The organism is Marinococcus sp. LNSP9103-4, from assembly GCF_056034345.1.
Genome location: NZ_JBQLIA010000014.1, coordinates 1 through 23,736, shown reverse-complemented (window position 1 = coordinate 23,736; position 23,736 = coordinate 1). Strand labels below are relative to the sequence as shown.

General features: G+C 43.7%; 20 protein-coding genes. 8 read left to right on the top strand and 12 right to left on the bottom strand.

Features of this window, described 5'->3' with window-relative positions; genetic code table 11:
- Nucleotides 1–69 precede the first annotated feature (69 nt).
- Nucleotides 70–618 (top strand): dihydrofolate reductase family protein, encoded by a 549-nt coding sequence (locus tag ACTRXG_RS10560; protein ID WP_474284879.1) that lies wholly within the window; start codon nucleotides 70–72, stop codon nucleotides 616–618.
- 167 nt (nucleotides 619–785) lie between these two features.
- Here ACTRXG_RS10560 and bioB read toward each other — a convergent pair whose 3' ends face one another.
- Nucleotides 786–1,799 (bottom strand): biotin synthase BioB, encoded by a 1,014-nt coding sequence (bioB, locus tag ACTRXG_RS10555; RefSeq protein ID WP_474284878.1) that lies wholly within the window; start codon nucleotides 1,797–1,799, stop codon nucleotides 786–788.
- Nucleotides 1,800–1,802: 3 nt separating this feature from the next.
- On the bottom strand, nucleotides 1,803–2,399 hold the full coding sequence (locus ACTRXG_RS10550; protein WP_474284877.1) for a biotin transporter BioY: 597 nt from the start codon (nucleotides 2,397–2,399) through the stop codon (nucleotides 1,803–1,805).
- 252 nt (nucleotides 2,400–2,651) lie between these two features.
- Here ACTRXG_RS10550 and ACTRXG_RS10545 point away from each other — a divergent pair, with 252 nt between their 5' ends.
- Nucleotides 2,652–3,701 carry a homocysteine S-methyltransferase family protein gene (locus tag ACTRXG_RS10545; protein ID WP_474284876.1) on the top strand — a complete coding sequence of 350 codons (1,050 nt, stop codon included), beginning with the start codon at nucleotides 2,652–2,654 and terminating at the stop codon, nucleotides 3,699–3,701.
- Between the two features lie 81 nt (nucleotides 3,702–3,782).
- On the opposite strand, the gene ACTRXG_RS10540 is transcribed toward ACTRXG_RS10545, so the two are convergent.
- Entirely contained in the window at nucleotides 3,783–4,595 is an 813-nt protein-coding gene (locus ACTRXG_RS10540) for a hypothetical protein (protein ID WP_474284875.1), read from the bottom strand.
- Between the two features lie 444 nt (nucleotides 4,596–5,039).
- On the opposite strand from ACTRXG_RS10540, the gene ACTRXG_RS10535 reads away from it, so the two are divergent.
- The 3 genes from ACTRXG_RS10535 (at nucleotide 5,040) to ACTRXG_RS10525 (ending at nucleotide 10,067) form a co-directional block, all read left to right on the top strand.
- Nucleotides 5,040–5,897, top strand: a complete 858-nt coding sequence (locus tag ACTRXG_RS10535) for an alpha/beta fold hydrolase (protein ID WP_474284874.1) — start codon at nucleotides 5,040–5,042, stop codon at nucleotides 5,895–5,897.
- 997 nt (nucleotides 5,898–6,894) lie between these two features.
- Nucleotides 6,895–8,211, top strand: coding sequence for an MFS transporter (locus ACTRXG_RS10530; protein ID WP_474284873.1), 1,317 nt, complete (start codon nucleotides 6,895–6,897; stop codon nucleotides 8,209–8,211).
- A gap of 410 nt (nucleotides 8,212–8,621) precedes the next feature.
- On the top strand, nucleotides 8,622–10,067 hold the full coding sequence (locus ACTRXG_RS10525; RefSeq protein WP_474280509.1) for an NADP-dependent glyceraldehyde-3-phosphate dehydrogenase: 1,446 nt from the start codon (nucleotides 8,622–8,624) through the stop codon (nucleotides 10,065–10,067).
- A gap of 362 nt (nucleotides 10,068–10,429) precedes the next feature.
- On the opposite strand, the gene ACTRXG_RS10520 is transcribed toward ACTRXG_RS10525, so the two are convergent.
- The 9 genes from ACTRXG_RS10520 to ACTRXG_RS10480 are packed head-to-tail and all read right to left on the bottom strand — an operon-like array spanning nucleotide 10,430 to nucleotide 18,885.
- On the bottom strand, nucleotides 10,430–11,062 hold the full coding sequence (locus ACTRXG_RS10520) for a bifunctional 2-keto-4-hydroxyglutarate aldolase/2-keto-3-deoxy-6-phosphogluconate aldolase (protein WP_474284872.1): 633 nt from the start codon (nucleotides 11,060–11,062) through the stop codon (nucleotides 10,430–10,432).
- Nucleotides 11,063–11,117: 55 nt separating this feature from the next.
- Complete coding sequence (locus ACTRXG_RS10515; protein WP_474280513.1) at nucleotides 11,118–12,128, bottom strand: sugar kinase; 1,011 nt, start codon at nucleotides 12,126–12,128, stop codon at nucleotides 11,118–11,120.
- A gap of 36 nt (nucleotides 12,129–12,164) precedes the next feature.
- Nucleotides 12,165–13,013, bottom strand: coding sequence for an SDR family oxidoreductase (locus ACTRXG_RS10510; RefSeq protein WP_474280515.1), 849 nt, complete (start codon nucleotides 13,011–13,013; stop codon nucleotides 12,165–12,167).
- A gap of 1 nt (nucleotide 13,014) precedes the next feature.
- Nucleotides 13,015–14,082: a mannonate dehydratase gene (uxuA, locus tag ACTRXG_RS10505; protein ID WP_474284936.1), complete on the bottom strand. Its 1,068-nt coding sequence runs from the start codon at nucleotides 14,080–14,082 to the stop codon at nucleotides 13,015–13,017.
- A 33-nt stretch (nucleotides 14,083–14,115) separates the two neighbouring features.
- The gene (locus tag ACTRXG_RS10500; RefSeq protein ID WP_474280519.1) at nucleotides 14,116–15,396 is read right to left on the bottom strand and encodes a TRAP transporter large permease; all 1,281 of its coding nucleotides are present in this window, start codon (nucleotides 15,394–15,396) and stop codon (nucleotides 14,116–14,118) included.
- Nucleotides 15,393–15,911 (bottom strand): TRAP transporter small permease, encoded by a 519-nt coding sequence (locus tag ACTRXG_RS10495; RefSeq protein WP_474280521.1) that lies wholly within the window; start codon nucleotides 15,909–15,911, stop codon nucleotides 15,393–15,395. Before ACTRXG_RS10495 ends, ACTRXG_RS10500 begins: the two co-directional genes overlap by 4 nt.
- Before the next feature lie 26 nt (nucleotides 15,912–15,937).
- Nucleotides 15,938–16,969: a C4-dicarboxylate TRAP transporter substrate-binding protein gene (locus ACTRXG_RS10490; protein ID WP_474280523.1), complete on the bottom strand. Its 1,032-nt coding sequence runs from the start codon at nucleotides 16,967–16,969 to the stop codon at nucleotides 15,938–15,940.
- Nucleotides 16,966–18,210, bottom strand: coding sequence for a glucuronate isomerase (locus tag ACTRXG_RS10485; RefSeq protein ID WP_474280525.1), 1,245 nt, complete (start codon nucleotides 18,208–18,210; stop codon nucleotides 16,966–16,968). Before ACTRXG_RS10485 ends, ACTRXG_RS10490 begins: the two co-directional genes overlap by 4 nt.
- Nucleotides 18,211–18,228: 18 nt before the next feature.
- Nucleotides 18,229–18,885, bottom strand: coding sequence for a GntR family transcriptional regulator (locus tag ACTRXG_RS10480; protein ID WP_474284871.1), 657 nt, complete (start codon nucleotides 18,883–18,885; stop codon nucleotides 18,229–18,231).
- Between the two features lie 221 nt (nucleotides 18,886–19,106).
- On the opposite strand from ACTRXG_RS10480, the gene ACTRXG_RS10475 reads away from it, so the two are divergent.
- From ACTRXG_RS10475 to ACTRXG_RS10465, 3 genes are all read left to right on the top strand, one after another.
- Nucleotides 19,107–20,903: a sigma 54-interacting transcriptional regulator gene (locus ACTRXG_RS10475; protein WP_474284870.1), complete on the top strand. Its 1,797-nt coding sequence runs from the start codon at nucleotides 19,107–19,109 to the stop codon at nucleotides 20,901–20,903.
- 134 nt (nucleotides 20,904–21,037) lie between these two features.
- Nucleotides 21,038–22,231: an iron-containing alcohol dehydrogenase gene (locus ACTRXG_RS10470; RefSeq protein ID WP_474280751.1), complete on the top strand. Its 1,194-nt coding sequence runs from the start codon at nucleotides 21,038–21,040 to the stop codon at nucleotides 22,229–22,231.
- Nucleotides 22,232–22,246: 15 nt separating this feature from the next.
- A complete protein-coding gene (locus ACTRXG_RS10465) occupies nucleotides 22,247–23,611 on the top strand; it encodes a GntP family permease (protein WP_474284869.1) in 1,365 nt (454 codons plus the stop codon).
- The last annotated feature ends 125 nt before the right edge of the window (nucleotides 23,612–23,736 follow it).

Genomic DNA, 23,736 nt, shown 5'->3' with positions numbered 1-23,736 from the left:
AACATTATGAATATACTGGGGCAGAAACAACTTTTTTATGAGCTGTTGAAAATAGAATTGGGGGAAAACATGGAAAAAGTATGTTTGGGAATGATTTTATCGCTGGATGGGTACGTCAATGACCGGGACGGAAAGATGGAAAAGCTGTATGCCAGCTTTGAGCCTGATGAAGTGATTCAGGCTGAGATGGCTAAAACGGGTGCGGTAGTGATGGGGCGAAACAGCTTTGATGAAAGCGAAGACCCTGACGCCTATGCGGCGGACTACGAATTTCAAGTACCGCTGTTTGTATTGACCCATCACCCACCTGCCAAGCATCCAAAAGAAAATGAGAACCTTACCATCACCTTCGTAACAGATGGCATTGAAAGCGCGATTCAACAGGCAAGAGAAGCAGCCGGTCAGAAGAATGTGGTAGTACTCGGAGCGGACGTGGGCCAGCAGCTGTTAAAAGCGAACCTGGCTGACGAATTGCAGGTCGCGTTCGCTCCCGTACTGCTTGGCCGAGGTCTGCGGTTATTCGAGCATCTGGAGGAGTATGAAATTCATTTGGAAAAACTGCGGACCGTTGAGACTGCCCAGCAGGTTGAAATCTGGTATAAGGTCCTCAAGGAATAGGGAAGAAGATAATACCTGTAAAAACGGGGGAGTCGAGCTACCTCCTTGATTTTCATGCAGATAATTGGTTGGCACGAGTCCCGGATGGCATCCGGCTTATGCCGGCCGATTTTTATTTAAAGCCTTCGTGATTATAAAGAACGCGGTCGTTCCTCCTCGCAGTCATACTATCCCCCCGAATACATTTCAGCACTCTGGTTGAACGCATTTTCTTCGACTTCGAATCCTGCTTCTTCAATCATTTGAAGATCCTTTCGCCAGGCCTGTCCAGGCGTAGTCAGATAGTCGCCGAGAAAAATAGAGTTTGCCGCATACAATGCCAGCGGCTGCATGCTTTTTAAATTTTCTTCGCGTCCGCCGGCCACACGGATTTCTTTCGAAGGAAGAATCATTCTGGCAAGGGCTAAAATACGGAGGCAATGCTCCGGCCGGAGCCCCTGCTGATCCTCAAAGGCTGTACCCTCGATCGCATGAAGAAAATTAATTGGTACAGAATCAGCCCGGATATCTTTTAACGCAAACAACACGTCGGTAATATCCTCATGGCTTTCCCCCATGCCGGCGATTAGCCCTGAACAGGGTGAGATACCTGCCTGTCTGGCTTTGTTCACCGTTTCGATCCGGTGGTCGTATGTATGGGTGGTAACAATGTTATCGTGAAATCGCTCCGAAGAATTGACGTTATGGTTGTAGCGGTCGACGCCTGCTGCTTTTAACCGATCGCCCTGGCCTTCCTTTAAAATCCCCAGGCAGGCGCATACCTTTAACTGGCTTGTGGCTTTGATTTTTTCCACTGCTTCCTCTACGGTCTGTAGCTCTTTTTCCGAAGGGCCCCGGCCGCTAGCCACAATACAATAAGTACCGGCTCCACGCTTTTCCGCTTCCCGCGCTCCCTGGATAATCTCTTCAGAAGGCATCATGCGATATTTGGAAATTACAGCTTTGGAATCAATAGACTGGGCGCAGTATCCGCAGTTTTCCGAACATAGGCCGGATTTTGTATTAATGAGCATGTTTAGTTTGACCTGATTTTGATAGTAATGAAACCGGAGCAGGTAGGCTGCTTCGAGCTGTTCGAGCAGGTGTTGACGAGGCTCCTCTAAAAACGACATGGCCTCCTCTTTTGTTAAATCTTTTCCTTTTTGTATCTCTTTGGCACGATCAATCCAGAATGTTCCCATAAACTATGCAGCTCCTTTAATTGAATTTGTTCCTCGCTCTGTTTTTTTCAAAATACGCAGCAGGCGGAGTGCAAACCAGGCAGCTCCGACGGCTAAAAGAATATCCTTAGGCATCGGTGCGAGCATCCACAGCCAGACTGTTGTGTAGGAGAAGCCTCCTGGAGCGGCAAACCACCATTCATATGCCATATACATCCAGTTAGTTCCAATCACATAGTTAACAGCTGTGCCTGTGAGGGACGTCAGACAAAACGCTGTAAATGAACGCCTATGTCCAGAAAGGGCACCTGTGACGTAAGCCACGAGAACATAAGAAAGTAAAAAGCCGAACGTCGGGGAAATGACAGCATCAAGCCCTCCCGACCATCGGGCAAATACCGGCATGCCGGCAAGGCCGATGAGCAGATAAAGGGTCATGGCTAGCGGGGCATATTTTTTTCCGAGCAGCAGGCCGGCTAAAATGCAGACTGTCGTTTGAAGTGTAATCGGTACGCCGCCAATTACAAAGATGGGGGCGATGGATGTAATATTGGCCCCAATCATCATCAAAGCTGCGAATAACGAAGCTAAGACGAAGCCGTGGACACGTGACTGAATCATGAACTTCCTCCTTTTTTCCACTAGTATATAGAACCTGGCTTTTATTGTAAACTTAAATTTAAAATAGGTTAACAATAAAAAAGTTTTTCATATTCGGTTGACATGAAAAAAGCGGCCTGCGTATATTAGATTTATCTCTATGGAATATACGGACGTGTTTTTCGTATAAATGACTGAAAATACAAAAAAAGCGGTTGCCAAAGGGAGAGCAGTTGGGATTATTCAATAGGAAGAGAAAAGGGTGGAGAATGAATGAAAAGAAGTTTACAGGAGCGTTTAGAGCAGGGACCGGTCATTGCCGGAGAAGGTTACTTATTTGAACTCGAGCGTCGGGGATATTTACAGGCAGGCACATTTGTGCCGGAGGTTGCGCTGGAAAACCCCGAAGCCTTAAAACAGACGTACCGGGATTTTATGCGCGCCGGTTCGGATGTCATACTGGCGTTTACGTATAACGCCCACCGGGAGAAAATGCGCATCATCGGAAAAGAGGATCTCTTGGAGCCGCTGAACCGTCAGGCTATCCGTCTGGCGAAAGAAGTGGCCCAGGAGCACCCGGAGGAAGAGGCACTGGTGGCGGGCAATATTTCCAATACCAATATTTTCAACCCGGATGATGAAGATTCCAAAACCGCTGTCCGCCAGATGTTTGCAGAAATGATTGGCTGGTGCAGCGAGGAAGGCGTCGATTACATTAAAGGGGAAACCTTTTATTATCACGAGGAAGCGCTGATCGCTCTTGAAGAGATTCAAAAGCAGGGTCTCCCAGCCGTTATTACACTTGGATTAATGGGCGAAAACATCCTGCGGGACGGATACTCAGTGGAGGAATCCTGCCGCATTTTATCGGAAAGCGGCGCTTTGGTCGTCGGCATGAACTGCTTCCGCGGTCCGAACACGATGCAGCCGTATCTGGAAAAGATCCGGGCATCAGTTCAGGGGTATATAGCCGGTCTTCCGGTCCCTTACCGGACCACAGAGGAGCACCCGACCTTTTTTAATCTGCCGGATTCCGGATGCAGCTGCCATACACCTCTTGAAACAACCTTTCCTACTGCGCTCGAGCCGCTCTACCATAACCGGTACGAACTGGCCGAATGGGCGAAGGAAGCGACAGATGGCGGTGTGAATTACATCGGGCTGTGCTGCGGTGCTTCCCCGGCTATGCTCCGTTCAGTAGCTGAAGCAGCAGGCCTGCAGACCATCAGCTCAGAGTACTCCCCGAATATGGAAAAGCACTTCCTGTTCGGTCAGGATGAAACCCTTCAGGACCACAACACGAGCTACCGATCGAAGGCATAATAAATAACGAAGCTCTCCTGCTAAAATTGCAGGAGAGCTTTTCTTGTTTAACGAACGCCTGAATAAATAAGGAAGTATCTTTTAGTTCATGGAATTTGTGATTTTTAAGGCTTCCACCGGCGGAAGACTGGTCCGCACCGCATAGACCATTTCTCCTTCCTGCCAGCGGATATCCACGGTAACATCCTCACTGGCCGGAGCGTAATAAATGTCGACAACCCCCTGTCTGGCAGAAGCGGGGAGTGGGTGATGCTTGAGATATTCTGATATTTGAAGAAGAACAGCTTTCTGATTGAGATTTTCCGAAGATGAGGAAGAGAGGCTCAACAGCCACTGATCCTGCTGCCCGCTGTAATGGTACTGGTCTGCGCCTTCCTGCGCATGTCCGGGCAATCCGTGCCGAAACTCCTTTACCCCTGGCCGGGATGGATTGACGGTTTTGCCTTCCCGAAAAGCTTCAATTTCATTGGAAGCTTCCTGGATCCCCATGTACTGGGCCGCTGTTACGTGTGCTAAAGGCTCTCCGGTACTTGTCTGGTACTGAACACTGTAGGTGGCTGAATTGTTGGAGGCCACTGATCCCTGAACCTGGCTGATTCGCTGGCCGGGAAAGCTTGAAGGCAGTTTGACCAGATTGTCGTCTATCAGAAGCTCCTGGTGTATTTTTCCGGCGTCCAGTTCCGACGGTGTAGGGGAGGACATATTTTCCCTTTGCGGCTCCGGCTGGGAAGATGGTTCTTCTTCTACATCCTTCTTCGGCAGGTCATCTTCATCCTGAATAGCAGTTTCCTGGGCATTTAAGGTCTGAGGAGTTTCTTCTTTGCTTGTACAGCCAAACATAACTGCAATAAGCAGGGTTCCTGGCAGAATACAAAACAGGCGCGGTTTTTTCAAACGGGTCCCTTCTTTCTGAATAGGGAATAACACTAGACTGAATTGAAATTTTTTCCATAAACAAATAAAAAGCCAGAAAAAGAATTATGCTCTTTTCCTGGCTTATGGAGTGGCTGTAGTCTCCATCCATTGCTGCCTTATATGTCGTTGTAAATTCCCCGCAGAGAAAGTAATAAAACCGGTAAACTAATGAGAAGAGTCAATAATCAGAAAATTATTTAAATCTTTTTACAGTATATCATCGTGATGAAAATTTCTGAATAAATAATTTATAACTTTTTGGATCGGAAGGAGAATCTTCGCTGTAAGCTGGCTTACATTTAATAATATACATATGCGGGAATGAGACAAAAGAATACGTTCACAGGAGGCTGGTTTGTCTAAAGCTATCCGTTCATAGAAACGTAGTGAAACCGGCAAAAAAATTCGTAAGGAGGCAAAGATATGCAGCCCAACAGAACAGTAACGGAAGCAGAATTTAAACAATGCCAGCAATCGGTCACGCTTGAAGGAGTGGTAGAGGAACCAGTGAAAATAAACTATACAGATGTAGGATCCGGGCCGCCGATCGTGCTGCTGCACGGCATACCAACCTGGTCTTACTTGTACCAGGCCGTTATTCCGCAGCTTGAAGAGGAGTACCGGGTGATTGTTCCTGATCTGCTGGGGTACGGCTATTCAGATCAAAGGGACCGCTTCGACCGCTCGCTTCATGTGCAGGCGAAAATGGTGATAAAGCTGATGGATCAGCTGGAGCTCGAACAGGTTCATCTGGCGGCGCATGATATCGGGGGAGGCGTCGGATTGATCCTTGCACTTGATGAACCGAATCGAATCAATAAGCTTGTCCTTTCCAACACCGTTGCCTATGACTCCTGGCCAATTGAAGAAATGCTGATGGCGGGCCATCCATCGTGGAAAAACAAATCTCTTCAGGAGATGGAAGATTTTCTTTCGAAGGGCTATAACGATGTATTTGCCCAGCGGGAGCAGCTGACGGATACCTTTTTGGAAGGGATTATGGCCCCGTATTTACATGAAGAAGGCAAAGTCAGCCTTGTCCGCAACGCTGCTGCCCTGAACACGAACCACACCACCGCGCTGACGCATAAGCTTTCGGATATTCAACACCCCGTGCTGCTGTTATGGGGGACCCAGGATCCGTGGCAGCCGGTAGAAACGGGAGAGATGCTGGACAGGGATCTTCCAAACAGCGAGTTGGTAAGAATAAACCAGTCGGCCCACTGGGTGCCTCAGGAAGCGCCGGAAGCGTTCGCCGCTGAAATTAAAAGGTTTATTTAGAGGAAATATTGCTCCCGTTCTTTGGGAAGTAATTATCGAAGAGATCAGCCTGATGAGCTGGTCTCTTTTTGTTGAAGCGAAATTTTATGCATCTTTATTATTTCCTAGAGATCTGTGGCAAGGCCGTGACTCAGTTGAAGAAGGGAAGCTGCCAGCAGCAAACTCATAGAGATCATTAGCTTTTTGTGCCTGCGAGCTTCTTTTGGCTTTCGATATTCTATAAGCATTATGATGCCAGCGATTGCAATAAGTAAAAAACAAACAGCGTAAACGCCTATGCTGATGCCACTCATCCTGTCGCTCCTTTATTAGATAGACTTGTACATTGCATTTTAAATGCGCCTCCATTAAATTACAATCACGTATCTCCGACATTCTCTTTTACTGCATTGGTTGGCACGAAAAATAGCCAAGTGAGCGCAGAAAGTATCACGCTTTAGAAATAAGCAAAGAGAAGAGATAGGGTGAAATGAAGTGAACCTTCAACAATTGTAAATAATGTAAATCAGTAATAAACTGAGAAAAATTCAAATGGTATTATGGTGAAGGCTATTAAAATAGGCGAAATGAGCAGTTGATATAATCGGGGAGATGAGCGTTCACAGCAACCCGGGAAAGGGGTAGTATAGGGGCATGAAGATAGTGTTAAAGCGTATGGCGTGGATAGTGTTGAGCGTGTACATAATTTTATTTATTGCTGCTGGAGTGAGGACCGGGGAATGGAATATTCTCTTTTTTATCATAGGTTTTATTGTTTTCGGCAGCGTTTTCTTAGGTTCTTATTATAAAAATTATCCGCCAAAGGCATAAGAACAAATATATTAAGCCAAGTATATACTTCCATAAAATTGTAAGATAACATCTAAGAAGAAATCAAAAGTTATGCAGAAATCAATACGTCGGAAGTGCAGCAGCTGGATAGGTTGCCGATGCCGCTATGGGTATAGGAACCTGCAGTCGTTAATTTTGGCGGAATGATCGAAAGATAGGTGAAGTTATGGGAGAAAGAAAAAGAAAGAAGGCAGAAGCCTTTAGGTTAAAGATTCAGCGATATATGGATTCTGAAGAGGAGCAGCACCGGCTGTATAAAAAAACGCTTCTCATTGTAATCATCTCACAAATATTCGGCGGAGCCGGACTGGCAGCCGGGATCACTGTGGGGGCGTTGCTGGCCCAGGATATGATGGGGACAGACAGCGTCACCGGACTGCCTACCGCCGTATTTACGTTTGGTTCTGCTGGAGCGGCGCTCTTGATCGGGCGCTTGTCCCAGCGGCTCGGCCGGCGTACGGGTCTGGCAGCCGGGTTTTTGACCGGCGGGATGGGCGCCGTCGGGGTAGTGCTGGCGGCGATTACCAATCAGATCGGGCTGCTGTTTGTTGCCCTGTTAATCTACGGGGCCGGCACAGCGACGAATTTACAGGCCCGGTATGCAGGAACGGATTTGGCCTCCTCCACTCAGCGGGCGAAGGCGGTAAGCATGGCCATGATTTCCACGACTCTCGGAGCGGTAGCCGGCCCAAATCTGGTGGGACCCATGGGAGAGGTGGCGACCGCCATGGACATACCTTCCCTGGCCGGCCCGTTTATGCTGGCTGCCGCTGCCTATCTGGCAGCCGGCGGGTTCCTCTATCTGTTTCTCCGTCCTGACCCATTCCTTGTGGCAAAGGCAGTGGCCAAAGAACAAAAGAATAGCAGGCGGCTGTACGGTGAAGAGGAGCCAGTGGAAGCATCGACTGACCGGCGGGGCGTATTAGCCGGAGCTTCCGTGATGGTGAGCACCCAGTTTGTGATGGTAGCGGTGATGACCATGACCCCTATTTACATGGGAAACCACGGCTTCTCCCTGCAGGCGGTGGGTATGGTGATCGGCTTTCATATCGCCGGCATGTATCTGCCTTCATTAATAATAGGAACCCTGGTGGAAAAGGTCGGACGAGCACGGATGGCTGTGGCATCCGCCGGTACCCTTTTGGCAGCAGGAGTGCTGGCTGCCTTGGGGCCGGCAGATTCTCTTGTATCGATAACGATTGCGCTTATTCTTCTCGGGCTTGGCTGGAACTTTGGCTTAATCAGCGGCACGACCATTGTGGTTGATGCTGCATCACTGTCAACGAGAGCGAAAACCCAGGGATCCGTCGATGTCTGGATTGCTTTTTCAGGAGCAATCGGTGGAGGATTATCCGGCATCATAGTAGCTTATTCAAGCTTTGCCGTATTGGCCATAGCTGCACCACTGCTTTCGCTCCTGGCAATTCCAATGATACGGTGGGCCGGCGTCGGCAGATCGCCGAAGACAGCGGAGGCGAAATAAATAATAATCGGCCATTCATTATCAGATGGGCTAAAGAGCAAACTGTTATTATCGGCTAATATAAAAGAAGATATTTTTAAGAGTATTTCATTCTGGTAATAGCGCTGATATGAAATAGCTTGCTAGCAAACCTCTACAATTTCGGGGGTTTGCCTTTTTATTTACTAACTTTTATTTGGCGTAGGCATTTACATTTTATCGGCAAGGGTTCTTATTGTTTTCTTTTCCGCCCTGCAGGTTTTATATTATTTCTAAGAATACATTAATAAATTCCTTTCCCTGAAATCGTTTTCTTGGTTTCAAAAGTGATAATTTATAAAATTCAGACTTGTTTGAAAGTGCACTGTTATGGTTTAATAGATAACATTAACCTTTAAAAGGTTAAAAAAAAGATAGAGGGAGAGAGAAATATGACCGTACGGCAGACAGAGGGCGTGTTTGCTACGCTGCTTAACAACAAATGGATCGGAAGCAACAGTGGAGACACTGTCGACATTTATGCTCCCGACGATAATGAAGTCGTAGGAAGCGTGCCTGCCTTGAGTCAGGAGGAAGTTGCCGCTGCGATTCAACAAACGGCCGAGGTTCAGGAAGCCTGGGAAGCAAAAGAGGGACATGAGCGTTCAGAACTTCTTCATCGCTGGGCCGAAGAGTTGGAAAAGATGACCGATGAGATAGGGGAAATGATCCACAAGGAAGTAGGCAAGACGTTGTCCTCGGGGAAAAGTGAAGTGAAGCGTACCGCCCAACTGATTCGCCACACAGCGGAAGAGGGACTTCGAACACATGGAAGCTTTATTCAGGGGGATGCCTTTCCCGGCGCTACAAAACAGACAAAAGCAATGGTTCAGAAAGTTCCACACGGAGTCGTCCTGGCCATTTCGCCATTTAACTACCCTGTAAACCTGGCTGCTTCTAAAATTGCTCCAGCGCTTATTACCGGTAATACGGTTGTCTTCAAACCGGCGACGCAGGGAGCGATTAGTGGATTGTTAATGGTAAAAGCGCTTGTGAAAGCCGGCCTGCCGGAAGGGGTATTAAATGTTGTAACGGGCCGAGGTTCCGTTATTGGCGATTTCATCGTTACTCATCCCCTGATAGATATGATCACGTTTACCGGAGGAACAGATACCGGAAAACATATTGCGAAAAAAGCATCCATGATCCCAGTGGTGCTTGAGCTTGGCGGCAAAGACCCGGCGATTGTTCTTGAAGATGCCGATTTGGATAAGGCCGCAAAAGAAATTGTCAGCGGGGCCTTCAGTTATTCGGGTCAGCGCTGTACAGCTATCAAGCGTGTGATCGTGATGGACAGTGTGGCAGATGAGCTTATCGAGAAAGTGAAGGAAATCGTGTCCAACTTGAAGGTAGGCACGTCCAGGGAAGATGCGAGCGTAACGCCGATGATTGATCAGAAGGCAGCCGATAACGTTACAAGGCTGATCGAAGATGCCCGGGAGCAGGGGGCAGCAGTCGTATTTGAGGGAGACAAGAAAAAGAATCTTCTGGGGCCAACGCTTTTGGATCATGTCACAGAGGATATGGCAGTCGCCTGGGAGGAGCAGTTTGGCCCGGTGCTTCCTTTTCTAAGAATTGAAAATGAACAGGAAGCCATCATGCTCGAAAAGCGTAACGAGTATGGTCTTCAAGCCAGTATTTTTACTCAGAACCTGGAGAACGCCTTCGCTATTTCCGACAAGCTGAATGTCGGCACGGTTCAGGTGAATGGCAAGACGTCCCGTGGACCTGATCATTTTCCGTTTTTGGGAGTGAAAAATTCGGGTCAGGGCGTACAGGGAATTGGCAGAAGTATCGATTCGATGCTCCGCGATAAAGTGCTTGTGCTGAACCTGTAAAAAGCGAAAAATGTTTACGCTTAGAGCAAGAGAGCACCGCAATTTTCAAAAATTTTTTATCTCAGGAACGGAAGCGTCATTTTAAAAGGCAGTTCTAGTTGAAGGAATGACTGCTTCTGTAAGGAACCGCACACAAAGGCCTCCGGCATTCTTTGCCGGAGGCCTTTGTGTGTGTTTGGTGGTGCTGTGGCGTTCAATGATATAACGATGCTCCTATGCTTATGTCCAGTTTCTATGACACTATACCTACTATACGTTTTTCTACTAATAACCTCATAAATAAATACTCTTTTTTATGCGAACGAAAGTGCCAATTTTTGAAACAGGCCCTTCTTTATTCTATGTGCAGATTAATGAATAAGCTATACAGAGTTGTTTTTAATTATATTAATTATCCTGGAGGCGTTTTCTTTAATTTCTTTCAGGTCATTTTTGTATAGCACGCTCCCCACACTGATTGCTGCTGCTCCCTGTTCAATCCACTCTTTAGCATTTTTTTCTGTTACACCACCTGAAGGCATAAGAACGGACTGAGGAAGAGGCCCTTGAATTGATTTTATGAAGGAAGGGGTCACAGTGTTTCCGGGAAAAATCTTTATAATATCTGCCCCGTACTTCATTGCAGTAATTATTTCGCTTACAGTATAACATCCAGGTAGGTAAGGAACCCTATACGTGTTACATATTTTAGCGATATCCTTATCAAAGTGAGGAGATACGATAAAAGAAGCACCAGACGATATGGCCAGGCGGGCAGTAGTAGCATCCAATACAGTACCCGCGCCTATAAGGGCCTGGTCGCTGTATTTTTTACTTAAAGAATCAATGAGATTCGAAGCATTAGGTACTGTATAAGTAATCTCAAGACACGTTATTCCACCTTCAAAAGCGCCAGTAGTCACTTTTTCTGCCTGCTCAAGTGTGTCCCCCCGAATTACCGCTATAATTTGAGAATTAAATATTTTAGATAAGGCATAATGTTTTTGATCTTTCATAGTAAGCTCCTTTAAGATCAGAATATTATTATCGGATCATCATCAATCAAAAATATTAACGATTCACATCAGTACCGTGTTGTTTTTCAAGATATGCTTGTACGTTCTCTTGTTTTAAAATGAATGAGTCTCCCTTTAAAGTATGAGCTAACAACCCTGTGACGGTGGCAAAGTTAATTACTTCTTCCATGTTGCTAAGTTGCTGAAGGTTTATTTTGTGTAATAAACCAGCTGCAAAAGCGTCGCCGCCGCCTATACGATCATAAACATGCACACAATAAGTGGGGGAGAAAAAAGAATCTCCCTTCTGATGGATTAAGGAGCCCTGCAAAAAATGCAATTCATTTGTTTCTACTTTTCGGTTCGAGGAAGCAAACCATTTGATGTCATACTCATTTAGAAAATGAATTATTGTATTTATTTCTTTAGTTTCAGACGACCCTGAAGACGGTCTTTTCAAAATATTAGTAAGGTCTGAAAGGTTTCCAAAGCAAATAGTGACGTAAGGCAGAACTTCTTCAAACGCCTCCTTTGCTTCATCAATACTCCAGAGCTTACTTCTATAATTAAAATCAAAACTAATATCTATATTTCTTTTTTCAGCTTCCTGTAGAATTATTTCGGTATGGCGACGACTTCTTTCCCCCAAAGCCAGGGTAATACCTGTAACATGTAAAATATCGACTTTGTCTAATATAGCATCCCAATTTTTATTGCCTAAATCCCAAGTAGAGAAAGAAGAAAGTATACGGTCATAAGTAACCTTGGAAGGTCTCTCAGCAGTGCCGTTTTCTACATAGTATGTTCCAAGCCTTGCTCCTTGGATATCAATATAAGAGGTATTGATGCCTTCCTTATTTAAAAAAGCTGCTGCTGCTTCTCCTAGTGGATTATCTGGAAGAGCTGTTAACACGGTGCTTCGGCTTCCTAAGTTACTTAATGCGACAGCTACATTGATTTCAGCACCGCCGTAGTAAAAATTTAAACAGTCTGATTGCTTTAACGTATCAATAGAAGGAGGGGAGAGCCGCATTAAAAGCTCTCCCACTGTAATTACTTTTTTCATATAAACACCCCGAATAATCTTTGATAAAATATTTGATTATACACCTGAATAAGCCATGAAACCTCCATCAACAGGGATAGTGACTCCTGTGACAAAACGGGACATTTCAGAATCTGCCAACCAGACTAATGAGCCAGTTAAATCTTCAGGCTTTCCAAAACGCTCCATCGGTGTCTGGCTGATAATTTTGTTTGCTCGGCTTGTCAACTCTCCTTGCGCATCGAGTAGCATATTGCGATTTTGCGAAGTGAGAAAAAAGCCGGGAGCAATAGCGTTGCAACGAATATTCTCCTTAGCCATATGAACAGCGAGCCATTGAGTGAAATTATCGATCCCGGCTTTGGCAGCGCTGTACGAAATCACTTTGGTCATCGGAGTGGGGGCACTCATTGAGGAGATGTTTATGATGCTGGCGTCTTGTTTTCCAAGCATATGTTTCATGAATACCTGAGTAGAGAGGACGGTACCAACATAATTCAAATCGAAAACATGTTTGATACCTTCTTCTGTTAAATCGAAAAATGTTTTAATATTTTCGTCTTCTACATGACTAGATTGAAAAAATTCTTCAGAGGTGGCAGCATCAGGATGGTTGCCGCCCGCTCCGTTAATTAAAATGTCATAGGAGCCATACTTACGGTAGACGATATCATCTGCGGCTTCGATACTTTCTTTATCCAGTACATCACAGGCAAGAGCAATAGCTTCCCCGCCGTCACTGGTAATAGCATCGACTACCTTTTGCGCATTTTCTTCCTTTCGGCTGAGTACAGCTACTTTTACTCCCTGGCGAGCCAGCTCTTTCGCCATTTCTCCACACAGGACACCACCCCCTCCGGTAATAACAGCAACTTTTCCCTTAAGGTTCGCATGCAATGAAAGCATATTATTTTCCCTCCTGTTTGTTTAATGTATCCCAAATTCCTAACAAGTACATAATACCCAGGGCGCGGTCATAGAGTCCGTAGCCCGGACGACAGTTTTCATCCCAGATTTGTCTGCCGTGATCTGGCCGGATCACTCCGTCGAAGTGAATATCATGATAGGCTTTCATAATTTCGCCAATATCCAGTGAACCATCAGAGGAACGGTGAGAAGTTTCAATGAAATCACCGTTCGCATAACGGTAGAGGTTACGAACATGACCGAAAGCAATCCTATCTTTAAACGCCCGAATCATTTCTGGTACATTGTTTTCCTTAGTGGCTCCCAATGAGCCACTGCAAAGAGTGATTCCATTGGAAGGACTGTCGACCAGATTTAATAGTTTCTGGATATCTTCAGGACCGGAGAGAATCCTTGGTAATCCAAAGACCGGCCACGGTGGATCATCCGGGTGAGCAGCCATTTGGATGTTATGCTTTTCGCACACAGGAATGATAGCGGACAAAAAATAATGTAAGTTTTCACGCAGGATGTCTGTGGTGATGTTTTCATATTGATGAATAATGTACTTAATATCCTTTAGACGTTCAGGCTCCCAGCCAGGCATAGTGAACTCCGGGTTAGATGTTATAGTGCGGACCATTTCTTCCGGATTTACATTGTTTATAAGATCGTATTGGTAGAACATCGCATACGACTCATCATTCAATGACTTATTCAAATCCGTGCGAATCCAGTCAAAGACAGGCATAAAATTATAACAAATGACTTTCACGCCAGCATCTGCTAGATTTTCAATTGTATGTTTGTAATTTTCAATATAGGCATCCCGGGACGGCAGACCAAGTTTAATATCCTCGTGAATATTAACACTTTCCACAACGTTCGCACTGAACCCATGAGAAGTAATGGCCGAGGTCACTTCATCGATCTCGTGCTTTGGCCAAAGTTCTCCAGGCTGTTTATGGTGCAGCGCCCATACGATGCTTTCGACTCCAGGTATTTGTTTGATTTGTTTCAGAGAAATTGTATCGTTATCTTCTCCGAACCAACGGAAGGCTATACGCATCGCTTCAACTCCGTTCTTAGATTCTGGCATTCGTTAACGCATTAATACTTCTGGCAGGAATAAGGATATTTGAGGGAAAAGAACTAAAATAATGATAAAAACGACGACCATGCAGATATAAGGTATTGACTCTTTCATGTAGTCTGTGACAGCGATATTGGATAAAGAGCAAACGGTATACATGGTCACACCTATTGGCGGGGTCATTCCACCCATGGTCACGATTGTCATCATCAAAATTCCAAAATGTACAGGATCCATTCCGATGTTTGTCATAATAGGAAGAAGAATTGGAGTAAGCAGAAGCGTGTTAACCGTACTCTCCATAAACATGCCTGCGACTAATAAGAAAACCAAAACAATCGTTATGATTAAAAAAGGATTTTCAGTTAGAGACAGAAGAAACGTAGTGGCGCTTTGGGGCAGCCGGGCAGAAGTAATAGCATATCCCAGTATAGATGCGCAGGCGATGATCAGCATAATAATCGCGTTATCTTCAACCGTATTTTTTAATACCAAATTTAATTTTTTCCAATCGAGTTCTTTGTAGATGAACCACCCAACTACAAGAGCATACACCACAGCAAAGGCTCCGGCTTCAGAAGCTGTAAATACACCGAAACGGATACCTACAATTAAAATAACTGGAAACAAGAGCCCCCAAAAACTAGCTTTAAAAGTAGAAACGACTTCTTTAAACGTGGCTCTCTCAATACGGGCGGGCTCATAGTGACGTTTTTTTGCAATAAGGCTGGAAGTAATCATGAGCATGATGGTCATAAGAACGCCCGGTACGATGCCAGCCATAAATAATTGCCCTATTGAAACTTCTCCAACAAAACCGTAAAGAATGAGGCCAATGCTTGGAGGAATAGTGGCAGTAATTAAAGCACTGAATGCAATAACAGAGCCAGTAAACCCTCCCGAGTACCCCTTGTTCATCATTTGGGGGGATAAAATTCTGCTTTGCATTGCAGCATCCGCATTTGCTGAACCTGAGATACCGCCCATCATAGCACTTAAAATAATAGAAACATGGGCGAGACCGCCGACTAAATGACCGGTTAAAGCATTCGCAAAATCAATAAGTCTTTTTGTGATGCCGGTTTCGTTCAACAAATTACCTGCTAATACAAAGAAGGGGACAGCTAGTAAGGGAAAAGACTGCGTTCCTTCGGCAAAACGCTGAATGGCCAGATTTATAGGTAAGTTCGGATCTGTGATAAAAAAGACGAGACCTGAAATGCCAATAGCAAAAGCAATAGGTACGTTAACGACAATTAACACGACAAATGAAATTAAAACCCAAATCATGGTTTTACCTCCTTTGCCGGACTATCTTTAACAGGTTCAGGGCTGAGTGGCTTGTCTTTGTTTATAAAATAGAGGAGCCACTTGGTAACAAGAGTAATAAACATGAGGCTACAGCCTACTGGTACTGAAGCAGTGATGTAGGAATAGCTAAACGGAAGGTTTTGAATACTTCTCAATGTAAATTGGCTGGTCTGGACAAAGCCAAAATAAATACAATAAAGAAGAAAACCGCCAATTAATACGTTTGTAAACACTTGAATGATAAGTTGACCTTTAAATGGAAGCTTACTAGTGAAAAAGTCAACACCTATATGCCGGTTTTTGCGAAGAGCTTGATTTGCTCCAATAAATACGAGCCAAATGAAAAGCAGTTGAGCCATTTCCACGGACCAGGCGATGGGAAACCCGGCCCAGCGGACCATAGCAGAATAAAACACCAGCAAAACAATACAAGCCAACAATAGTTTCGTGAGTGTTTCTTCAATCTTGTTTAAAGCGAAAGCTAGCTTGCTCATCGCGAGTGCCTCCTCAAAATCTTATGCTAAGATTCAATAATTTCCAAAATTTCATCTCGAAGCTCTGGATAACCATCAAATTCTTCATACACGTCTTCTGTGGCTTTTTGGAAAGGTTCAAGTTCGGGTTCTACAATTGTCATGCCTTCATTTTCCATTTGACTTTCATATTCCTCGGAAGTATCGACTACTTGTTCAGAAGCATAAGTACCGCCATTTGTGGCTTCTTCGAGAACAATATCCTGGTATTCCTGCGGTAATCCTTCGAACCAATCGGCGCTTACTACTAAGCCGGTAATAAGCTGTATATGATTAGTTTTAGAATAATAATCTGAAACTTCGTAGAGGCTCGCTTCATAGGCAGCGGACTGCTGGGCTTCAGCTCCATCAATTGCTCCTTGTTGAATGCCGGAGTAAACTTCAGCCCAATCAAGACCTGTAGGGTTCGCTCCCATCGCTGTCATCGTTTCTAAGAAAATATCTGAGCCAATGGTACGTATGCTTTGCCCATTTAAATCCTCAGGAGTTTCAATGGCATTATCAGTTACCATGTTGCGGGTACCCTGATACCAGTTAAAGGAGAGAATTTGTAAATTTTCGTTTTCAGCCAGATCGTCAGACCATCCCTGAAATAAGTCGGAGTCTGTTACTTTTTGGATTTCTTCGTAATTTTCAAAAAGATAAGGACCTTGAAGAATTCCAATTTCCTCTTGATAGTCTCCCATAATAGCAGCATCCGCTAAGGTTCCCACATTAGAGCCTGCTTTAGCCTGTTCCTGAATAGCAGGTGTATCACCTAATGAGGAATTTGGAAAAAGTTCAATTTCAAGGTCACCATCAGTTTTTTCTTCCACATTTTTTTTAAACTGTTCTAATCCTGCATACATTGGATCATTTTCTGATACCACTATCCCCACTTGCAGGGAATGGGTAGCATCGTTGTTTTCAGAATTTGAACCTGAGCCGGAGTTATCATCCTCAGAACTTCCATAGCCACCGCCACAGGCACTGAGAACTAATACACTTGCTGCACTTACTACAGTAAAACTTTTTTTCATTTTGTTTCACTCCTTAATAGGTTAGTAAAATTAATAAAATTTCCCTGGAATAACTGCTCAACATCGTTTTGTATGGTTTCTTTTGTAACGGTCATTCCCTTGTTTTCTAACAGTTGGTAACGTTGGGTTAAGATGGGGGAAAATGTTTGTCGGAAATGACTCCATTTATACAATAACTGTTCCATGACCCGGCAATCAGAGTGCTGTGGGATGAAATGAAGGCCCAGTTGATCCAATCTCATGGTGGTGATTTCTTCAATCAATTGAGGAGTATTTAAAAACCACCAGCATCCAAAAAGCATTACGTTTTTAAATTTCTGAGCAATAACGGTTAGTTCATATTGATTTTCGCGGGAAAGCACAGTGATTAAAAATTTTTGTTCAGGAAAGCGCATACATAATTGTTCTAAATAGACAAAGGATGTTCGTCCCGTCCCGTCTCCCGCAATACCGAGGTCAGGGTTCAATTGTCGTTTTGTACCGAGCATTAAAGACATGGGAAGATTGTATTCTTCACACACAGGGAGAACGCATTCTTCTAGAAGCGTGATCTCATAATCGCTTTTGGGAAAATCCCAGGGGAGGGAGGCTGCCATATAGACAGGCTGCATTTTCTCGACCCAAAAACGTAAAAAACGTTTGATTTCTTCTATTGTAGAAGTATTTATATCTTCAGAAACAGAATATCCATCTTGCTTGATTATTTTATAAGCATTTTTCCAGTCATTAATTAATGGATCAACACGCACAGCGGGAATAAAAGTGGTGGAAGAAAAGGAAACGTCCTGATCCCAATATTTTCTTTCCTCGTTGTCAAAAGGGTTATTGGTCATAACGAAAGAAGAAATATTGGCTTTGTTCATTATATAAGCTACATAATCTTCGTTATTGATTTTCGAGAAATGTTCGCGGATGGTATTTAAATCTTTGGAAAAAGGAATGCCAAGTTCGTTTAGGATCGTAAGAAGTCCTACAGAAGCTTCGCTAAAGGGAGAGCGTTTTACAAATAATTCTTCCCATACAATTTCCGCCTGGACTTTCTTGGAATATCGTGAAAACTGTTGGTAATCACTGTCTATCCAAAGCGTCGCCTCTGAGATTAAGTAATGGTAGGTTAATAATTCATCGATTCCATATAAACATAGTTGAGAAAAGGCGGAAGGGAATAGATGTGTGTGCATATCAATGACCGGTACTTTATTAATGGTATCGCTTACATAACTTTCAATAACATTATCCATTTGCCTCGCCTCCATGGCTTACTCAAAGTAGTGACTGTAATTCGTTTTCAAACTAGCCAGATCAATATTTACAAGCGCCATATGCTCCCGCATGATACGCTCTGCTTCTTTTTCATTTTGGTTTTTTATAGCTTCCAAAATTTCTTTGTGCTGAGTGACTATTTTTTCCCAATTCAACTCGGAAGCCAGACTGAGCATTCTAGTACGATTTAGATGCACCATCATGTTTTGAACTGCCTGCCAGGTTCGTTCTTTATTACAGCCAATAAAAATAGCGTGATGAAATTCTTCATCTAATTGAAACAAGCGTTGGTGATTTTTTTCTATTACGCTATTATCCTGTAAAAGGAGATTTTCTGATAAATGCTGGAGATTGATTCTACTGCTAGTTTGACAAGCAAGTTTCACTACAGCTATCTCCATGTGTTCACGCATAAAGCGTCCTTCTTCTACATCATCTTCTTTAATAAGCGAAATAAAAGAACCCCGCTGTGGGTAGACGTCAATTAATCCTTCCTGGGATAAACGGACAAATGATTCGCGTACGGGCGTTCTACTTACTTCAAGCGTCTCGGCAATCTTGTTTTCAGATACCCGTTGGCCTGGTTTAAGTTCCAGCCGGACAATTTTATCTTTAATAGTGTTATAAGTATTGCTTCGTGCTGTTTGCTGCATTGGGTTGGGCACCTCCTTTTAGTATTCTAGTATACAAGTATACTACCATGGTGTTTATTGGATCGCAATAGTTTTTGAAATTCGATTTTGCTAATGGGCCTCCAATGATATTTTGTACATTGCGCTGCCTGATATACTTCAAGAGCAAAATTTTGCTATATTTAAATTTAAAGCTTATATATTAGACATTAAAATAAAACTCTTAAGGAGGGAAACAAGAGTTGAGCGATAGTTTTGAACCGCAAAGAAGAATAAAAGAGCTAGAGGATAATTTTTTAGTCCAAGATTGGATGGACTTTCATCCATTAACTGCCGGAGCAGATAATAGTGTACGGAATCTTGCAGAATTGCTGGCAGCTTCTCAAAAAGAAAATATAGTCATTGTAAGTAATGATAATAAACCGATAGGGCTGGTTACGCCACGGCTGCTGCTTCCATCAATTTTATCGGGTGCTGGAGACAGGCCGGTTGCTGATTTTTTAGGTAAAGAAGATTTTATTATCATTCAGCAAAATGAACCTCTATTGAATGTGTATAGAAGCAACTCGACGTGGTTTGTTGTTAGAGATGAAAGTAATAAATTAGTAGGGGTCCTGAATCGTAATAATATTTCAAACGGTCTTTCAGATTTATTGCAAAAAGCAGATAAGCTTGAGCATACCGCTGAAATCCTCGATATTGTTTTAGAACGGGCTTATGAAGGAGTGGCGGTAGTAGACCATAATGGAATAATTATTCAATTTAACGATGCCTACAGCCGTTTTATTGGAATTGACAAACATTACGCATTAGGAAAGCAAGTTGAAGAAATCATAGAAAACACAAACTTGCACAATACTGTACGAACAGGACTTCCAGAGCGTGGTGCCATTCAGTATATTAACGGTCAGGCTATGGTCGTTCACCGGCTTCCATTATGGAAAAATGGAAAAGTAGTGGGGGCTGTAGGTATGCTTATTTTTGAAGGACTAAATGAGTTGTATAAAATTTATGAGAATATGCAGAAAAGCTACAGAAATGATCAATTAACAACTGAAACCGCAAATGTGAATACAGAAAGAAGTGCCCGTTTTACCCTTGATGAAATTATTGGTCAGAGTGAAAGTACCATGAATTCAAAATCATTGGCACGAAAAGTGGCTAAAAAGCACATAACTGTTCTTATAACTGGTGAAAGTGGAACCGGAAAAGAAATGTTTGCCCAAAGTATTCATGAATTAAGTCCCTTTTCAACAGGACGGTTTGTCAGTGTTAATTGCGGAGCGGTTCCTGAACATTTAATTGAATCTGAACTTTTTGGTTATGAGGAGGGAGCTTTCACTGGGGCTAAAAAAGGAGGAAAGCCGGGAAAATTTGAACTGGCTCAAAAAGGCACATTATTCCTCGATGAAATTGGCGAAATGCCTTTGGACATGCAAACGAAACTGCTTCGGGTTTTACAGGAAAGAGAATTTGAGCGGGTGGGGGGGCTGGAGACCATTCAAACAAACACCCGAATTATAGCTGCATCGAATCGAAAATTATATGAAGAAGTCAAAAAAGGAAACTTTCGGGAAGATTTATACTACAGAATTAACATCGTGGAAATTCCTATCGCTCCTATCCGGGAGAGAAAAGAAGACATTCCTTCCCTGGTTTCCTACTATTTAACTTCAATAAGCAACAGGCACCAGGTGGCAGTAAAATCTATTTCTTCTGAAGCTCTGCAAGTACTTATTAAATATAAATGGGAAGGTAATATAAGGGAGTTAAGAAATGTAATAGAAAATCTGGTGGTCTTATTGGACGAAGAAGTGATTGAAAAGAAACACCTGTCTTCTTATTTGTTGGTGGAGGATGGCGGCAAAAGTATAGAAGGAGAACTTCCCATATTGAAAGCCAATGACGAAGAGAAAGAAAAGCAGATTATTGAATCCTCCCTTGAAAAAAACAACGGCAATAAATTAAAAACGGCAAAAGAACTTGGGATCCACCGCACTACTCTCTATCAAAAATTAAAAAAATACGGTCTGAATTAATTGTATATATTGATGACATTAAAACTGTAGATTGTAAAATCAATCTACAGTTTTAATTTGTAAGCGCTATTATGAGGGGATTAACAGTTGGCATGCTTCTTGCAATTAGTTTTTCATAAAGGAGGATGAATTTAATGAACATACCTACGGCTTTTCAATCGCCAGCAATTATTCACTACGGTCAGGAGGCATTTCAACAGGTTGGGAGAGAAACTGCGCGGAAGGGAAAAAAAGCTCTTATCATCAGCGACCAAATGATGGAAACACTAGGGTACATTGAAAAGTGCCAGTCTTATTTGCAGGAGGAACTCGTTGAGAGTGTAGTTTACACGGGAGTAGGCTCAGAACCTACCGACCTGTTTGTTGAAGAAGCGCTGGCTCTATATCATCAGGAAGCGTGCGATGCAATCATATCAATAGGTGGAGGGAGTTGTATTGACACAGCTAAATCGGTAGCGGTAGTGAGCACAAACGGTGGATATATAGGTGATTATATGGGAGGGAAAAAGCATGCTTCTCAACCGCCAGCACCGCATATCGCTGTTCCAACCACTGCTGGCACCGGATCGGAAGCCACGGACGTTACGATTATTACTAACACTTCTAATGATGTAAAAATGATGGTAAAGCAGCCAGCTTTTCTTCCTGAAGTAGCTATCGTTGACCCGGAGCTTTCAAAATCAGCTCCTGCGAAAGTAAAAGCTGCTACGGGGGTGGACGCTTTAAGTCATGCTATTGAGGCATACATCTCACAAAAGGCACATGCTTTATCAGATATGATGGCATTATCGGCTATGGAATTAATTGTTCCGAATTTAAAAAAAACGTATGACGAGGCGGAGGACTTGGAAGCACAGGCAAAAATGGCGTTAGGTGCTTTGCAAGCAGGATGGGCTTTTTCAAACTCGTCCGTATGTCTGGTGCATGGCATGTCGCGGCCGATTGGGGCTCTCTTCCATGTGCCGCATGGTTTCTCAAATGCGATGCTGCTGCCGGCCGTCATGGAGTTCAGCCGTGAAGCTGCCATTGATCGCTTAGCTGATTTGGGAAGGATCTTTAAGCCGGAAGCTGAAAAATATTCAAATGAAGAAGCGGCGGATATTGCTATTAACTCTGTTAAAGAACTTTGCCGGAATTTACAGATACCTAATCTACAGGAATGGGGCATTGAACAAAAAGAATTTGAAAGCGCTGTCGATAAAATGGTGAAAGATGCATTTGAAAGCGGGAGTCCTGAAAAGAATCCTAAAGTGCCTTCTGCAGAAGAAATGAAAGAATTATACCGGGTTTGTTACAGCTACGATTATGCTGAAGAAACCGTGAGGTAACAGGGAGGAGAAAAAATGAGTATTGTCGGAATGTTAGGGCTGATTGCTTCTCTTGCCCTGCTAATTTACCTTACGATGAAAGGCATTAATATTATCGTAGCCGCACTGTTAAGTTCTATTGTCGTCGCGGTGACGGGAGGATTAAACCTTCAAAGCGCCCTGTTGGATAATTATATGAACGGTTTTACTGATTACTTTGCTTCGTGGTTTTTAGTATTTCTCTTAGGAGCGATTTTTGGAAAGATCATTCAGGAAACCAAAGCAGCAGACAGTATTGCCCAATGGACTAAAAAGAAACTAGGAGCAAAGCGGGCCGTATTTGCGGTTGTAGCTGCCGCTGCGATTATGACGTATGGCGGAGTGAGTTTATTTGTGGTAGGCTTCGCAGTTTATCCTATTGCCGTTTCCTTATTCCAAGCGGCAAACCTGCCTCACCGGTTTATTCCGGCGGCTTTGGTGTTTGGTTCCATTTCATTTACAATGACGGCCCCGGGTTCACCAGAAATACAAAATATTATACCAACGGAATTCTTTGATACAGCGCCCACAGCCGGTGGTATTATTGGTGTCCTTAGTGCCTTATTAGTAATGGTCACTGGTGGATGGTGGCTCGGAAGAATGGTGAAAAAAGCAAGTGATAATGGGGAGGAATTTTCTCTCCCTTATGGACCTTCGAATAAGACCAAGGAGGAAACCGCTGCGGCAGTTGAAGCTGAAGAATTAGAGCCGGAGCATGATCCGAACCCAGAAAATCAACAAAAATTACCAAATATTTTTCTGGCTTTCGCTCCCTTAGTTTTGGTCATTCTTATTTTAAATATATTATCGCAGTTCATTGATCCTACTTCTTCTTTGCTAATTGCTTTAACAACTGGTATTGCGTTTGCTTGTGTCAGCATGAGGAAACACCTGCAGGCATTTTGGGATTACCTGGCTACGGGTACGCAGAACGCCTTAATAGCCTTAGCAAACACTTGTGCAGTCGTAGGCTTTGGCAGTGTAGCAGCTCAAGTAGCAGCTTTTGATACCGTCGTTGATGGATTAGTGAATATGCCGGGACCGCCACTATTAGGATTAGCCGTGGGTGTAACGGTTATTTGCGGTATTACAGGGTCTGCTTCCGGCGGGTTAGGTATCGCTCTTCCTATCTTAGCACCTATTTACATGGCTCAAGGTTTGAATCCAGGAGATATGCACAGAATTTCTGCGTTGGCTTCCGGAGGGATTGATTCTCTCCCGCATAATGGATATGTTGTGACGACAGTGAGGGTTATCTCCGGAGAAACACACAGAAGATCTTACAAACCAATATTCTATGTAAGCGTTGTTGTACCATGTATCGTTCTATTCTTAGCCGTTCTGGCTTATTCCATTTTCTAATTGATTTATTATATTAAAGGAGGATTTTTATTATGCAGGAACAAGCAGTAACCACACTGAAAAATTTTATCGGCGGCGAATGGGTGGAGTCCCGGTCGGCGACCGACAAGGTGTACAATCCGGCC

Coding starts and splice junctions, on each gene's coding strand:
- ACTRXG_RS10560 (WP_474284879.1), top strand. CDS start 70: ATGGAAAAAGTATGTTTGGGAATGATTTTATCGCTGGATGGGTACGTC.
- bioB (WP_474284878.1), bottom strand. CDS start 1,799: ATGGGAACATTCTGGATTGATCGTGCCAAAGAGATACAAAAAGGAAAA.
- ACTRXG_RS10550 (WP_474284877.1), bottom strand. CDS start 2,399: ATGATTCAGTCACGTGTCCACGGCTTCGTCTTAGCTTCGTTATTCGCA.
- ACTRXG_RS10545 (WP_474284876.1), top strand. CDS start 2,652: ATGAAAAGAAGTTTACAGGAGCGTTTAGAGCAGGGACCGGTCATTGCC.
- ACTRXG_RS10535 (WP_474284874.1), top strand. CDS start 5,040: ATGCAGCCCAACAGAACAGTAACGGAAGCAGAATTTAAACAATGCCAG.
- ACTRXG_RS10530 (WP_474284873.1), top strand. CDS start 6,895: ATGGGAGAAAGAAAAAGAAAGAAGGCAGAAGCCTTTAGGTTAAAGATT.
- ACTRXG_RS10525 (WP_474280509.1), top strand. CDS start 8,622: ATGACCGTACGGCAGACAGAGGGCGTGTTTGCTACGCTGCTTAACAAC.
- ACTRXG_RS10520 (WP_474284872.1), bottom strand. CDS start 11,062: ATGAAAGATCAAAAACATTATGCCTTATCTAAAATATTTAATTCTCAA.
- ACTRXG_RS10515 (WP_474280513.1), bottom strand. CDS start 12,128: ATGAAAAAAGTAATTACAGTGGGAGAGCTTTTAATGCGGCTCTCCCCT.
- ACTRXG_RS10510 (WP_474280515.1), bottom strand. CDS start 13,013: ATGCTTTCATTGCATGCGAACCTTAAGGGAAAAGTTGCTGTTATTACC.
- uxuA (WP_474284936.1), bottom strand. CDS start 14,082: ATGCGTATAGCCTTCCGTTGGTTCGGAGAAGATAACGATACAATTTCT.
- ACTRXG_RS10500 (WP_474280519.1), bottom strand. CDS start 15,396: ATGATTTGGGTTTTAATTTCATTTGTCGTGTTAATTGTCGTTAACGTA.
- ACTRXG_RS10495 (WP_474280521.1), bottom strand. CDS start 15,911: ATGAGCAAGCTAGCTTTCGCTTTAAACAAGATTGAAGAAACACTCACG.
- ACTRXG_RS10490 (WP_474280523.1), bottom strand. CDS start 16,969: ATGAAAAAAAGTTTTACTGTAGTAAGTGCAGCAAGTGTATTAGTTCTC.
- ACTRXG_RS10485 (WP_474280525.1), bottom strand. CDS start 18,210: ATGGATAATGTTATTGAAAGTTATGTAAGCGATACCATTAATAAAGTA.
- ACTRXG_RS10480 (WP_474284871.1), bottom strand. CDS start 18,885: ATGCAGCAAACAGCACGAAGCAATACTTATAACACTATTAAAGATAAA.
- ACTRXG_RS10470 (WP_474280751.1), top strand. CDS start 21,038: ATGAACATACCTACGGCTTTTCAATCGCCAGCAATTATTCACTACGGT.
- ACTRXG_RS10465 (WP_474284869.1), top strand. CDS start 22,247: ATGAGTATTGTCGGAATGTTAGGGCTGATTGCTTCTCTTGCCCTGCTA.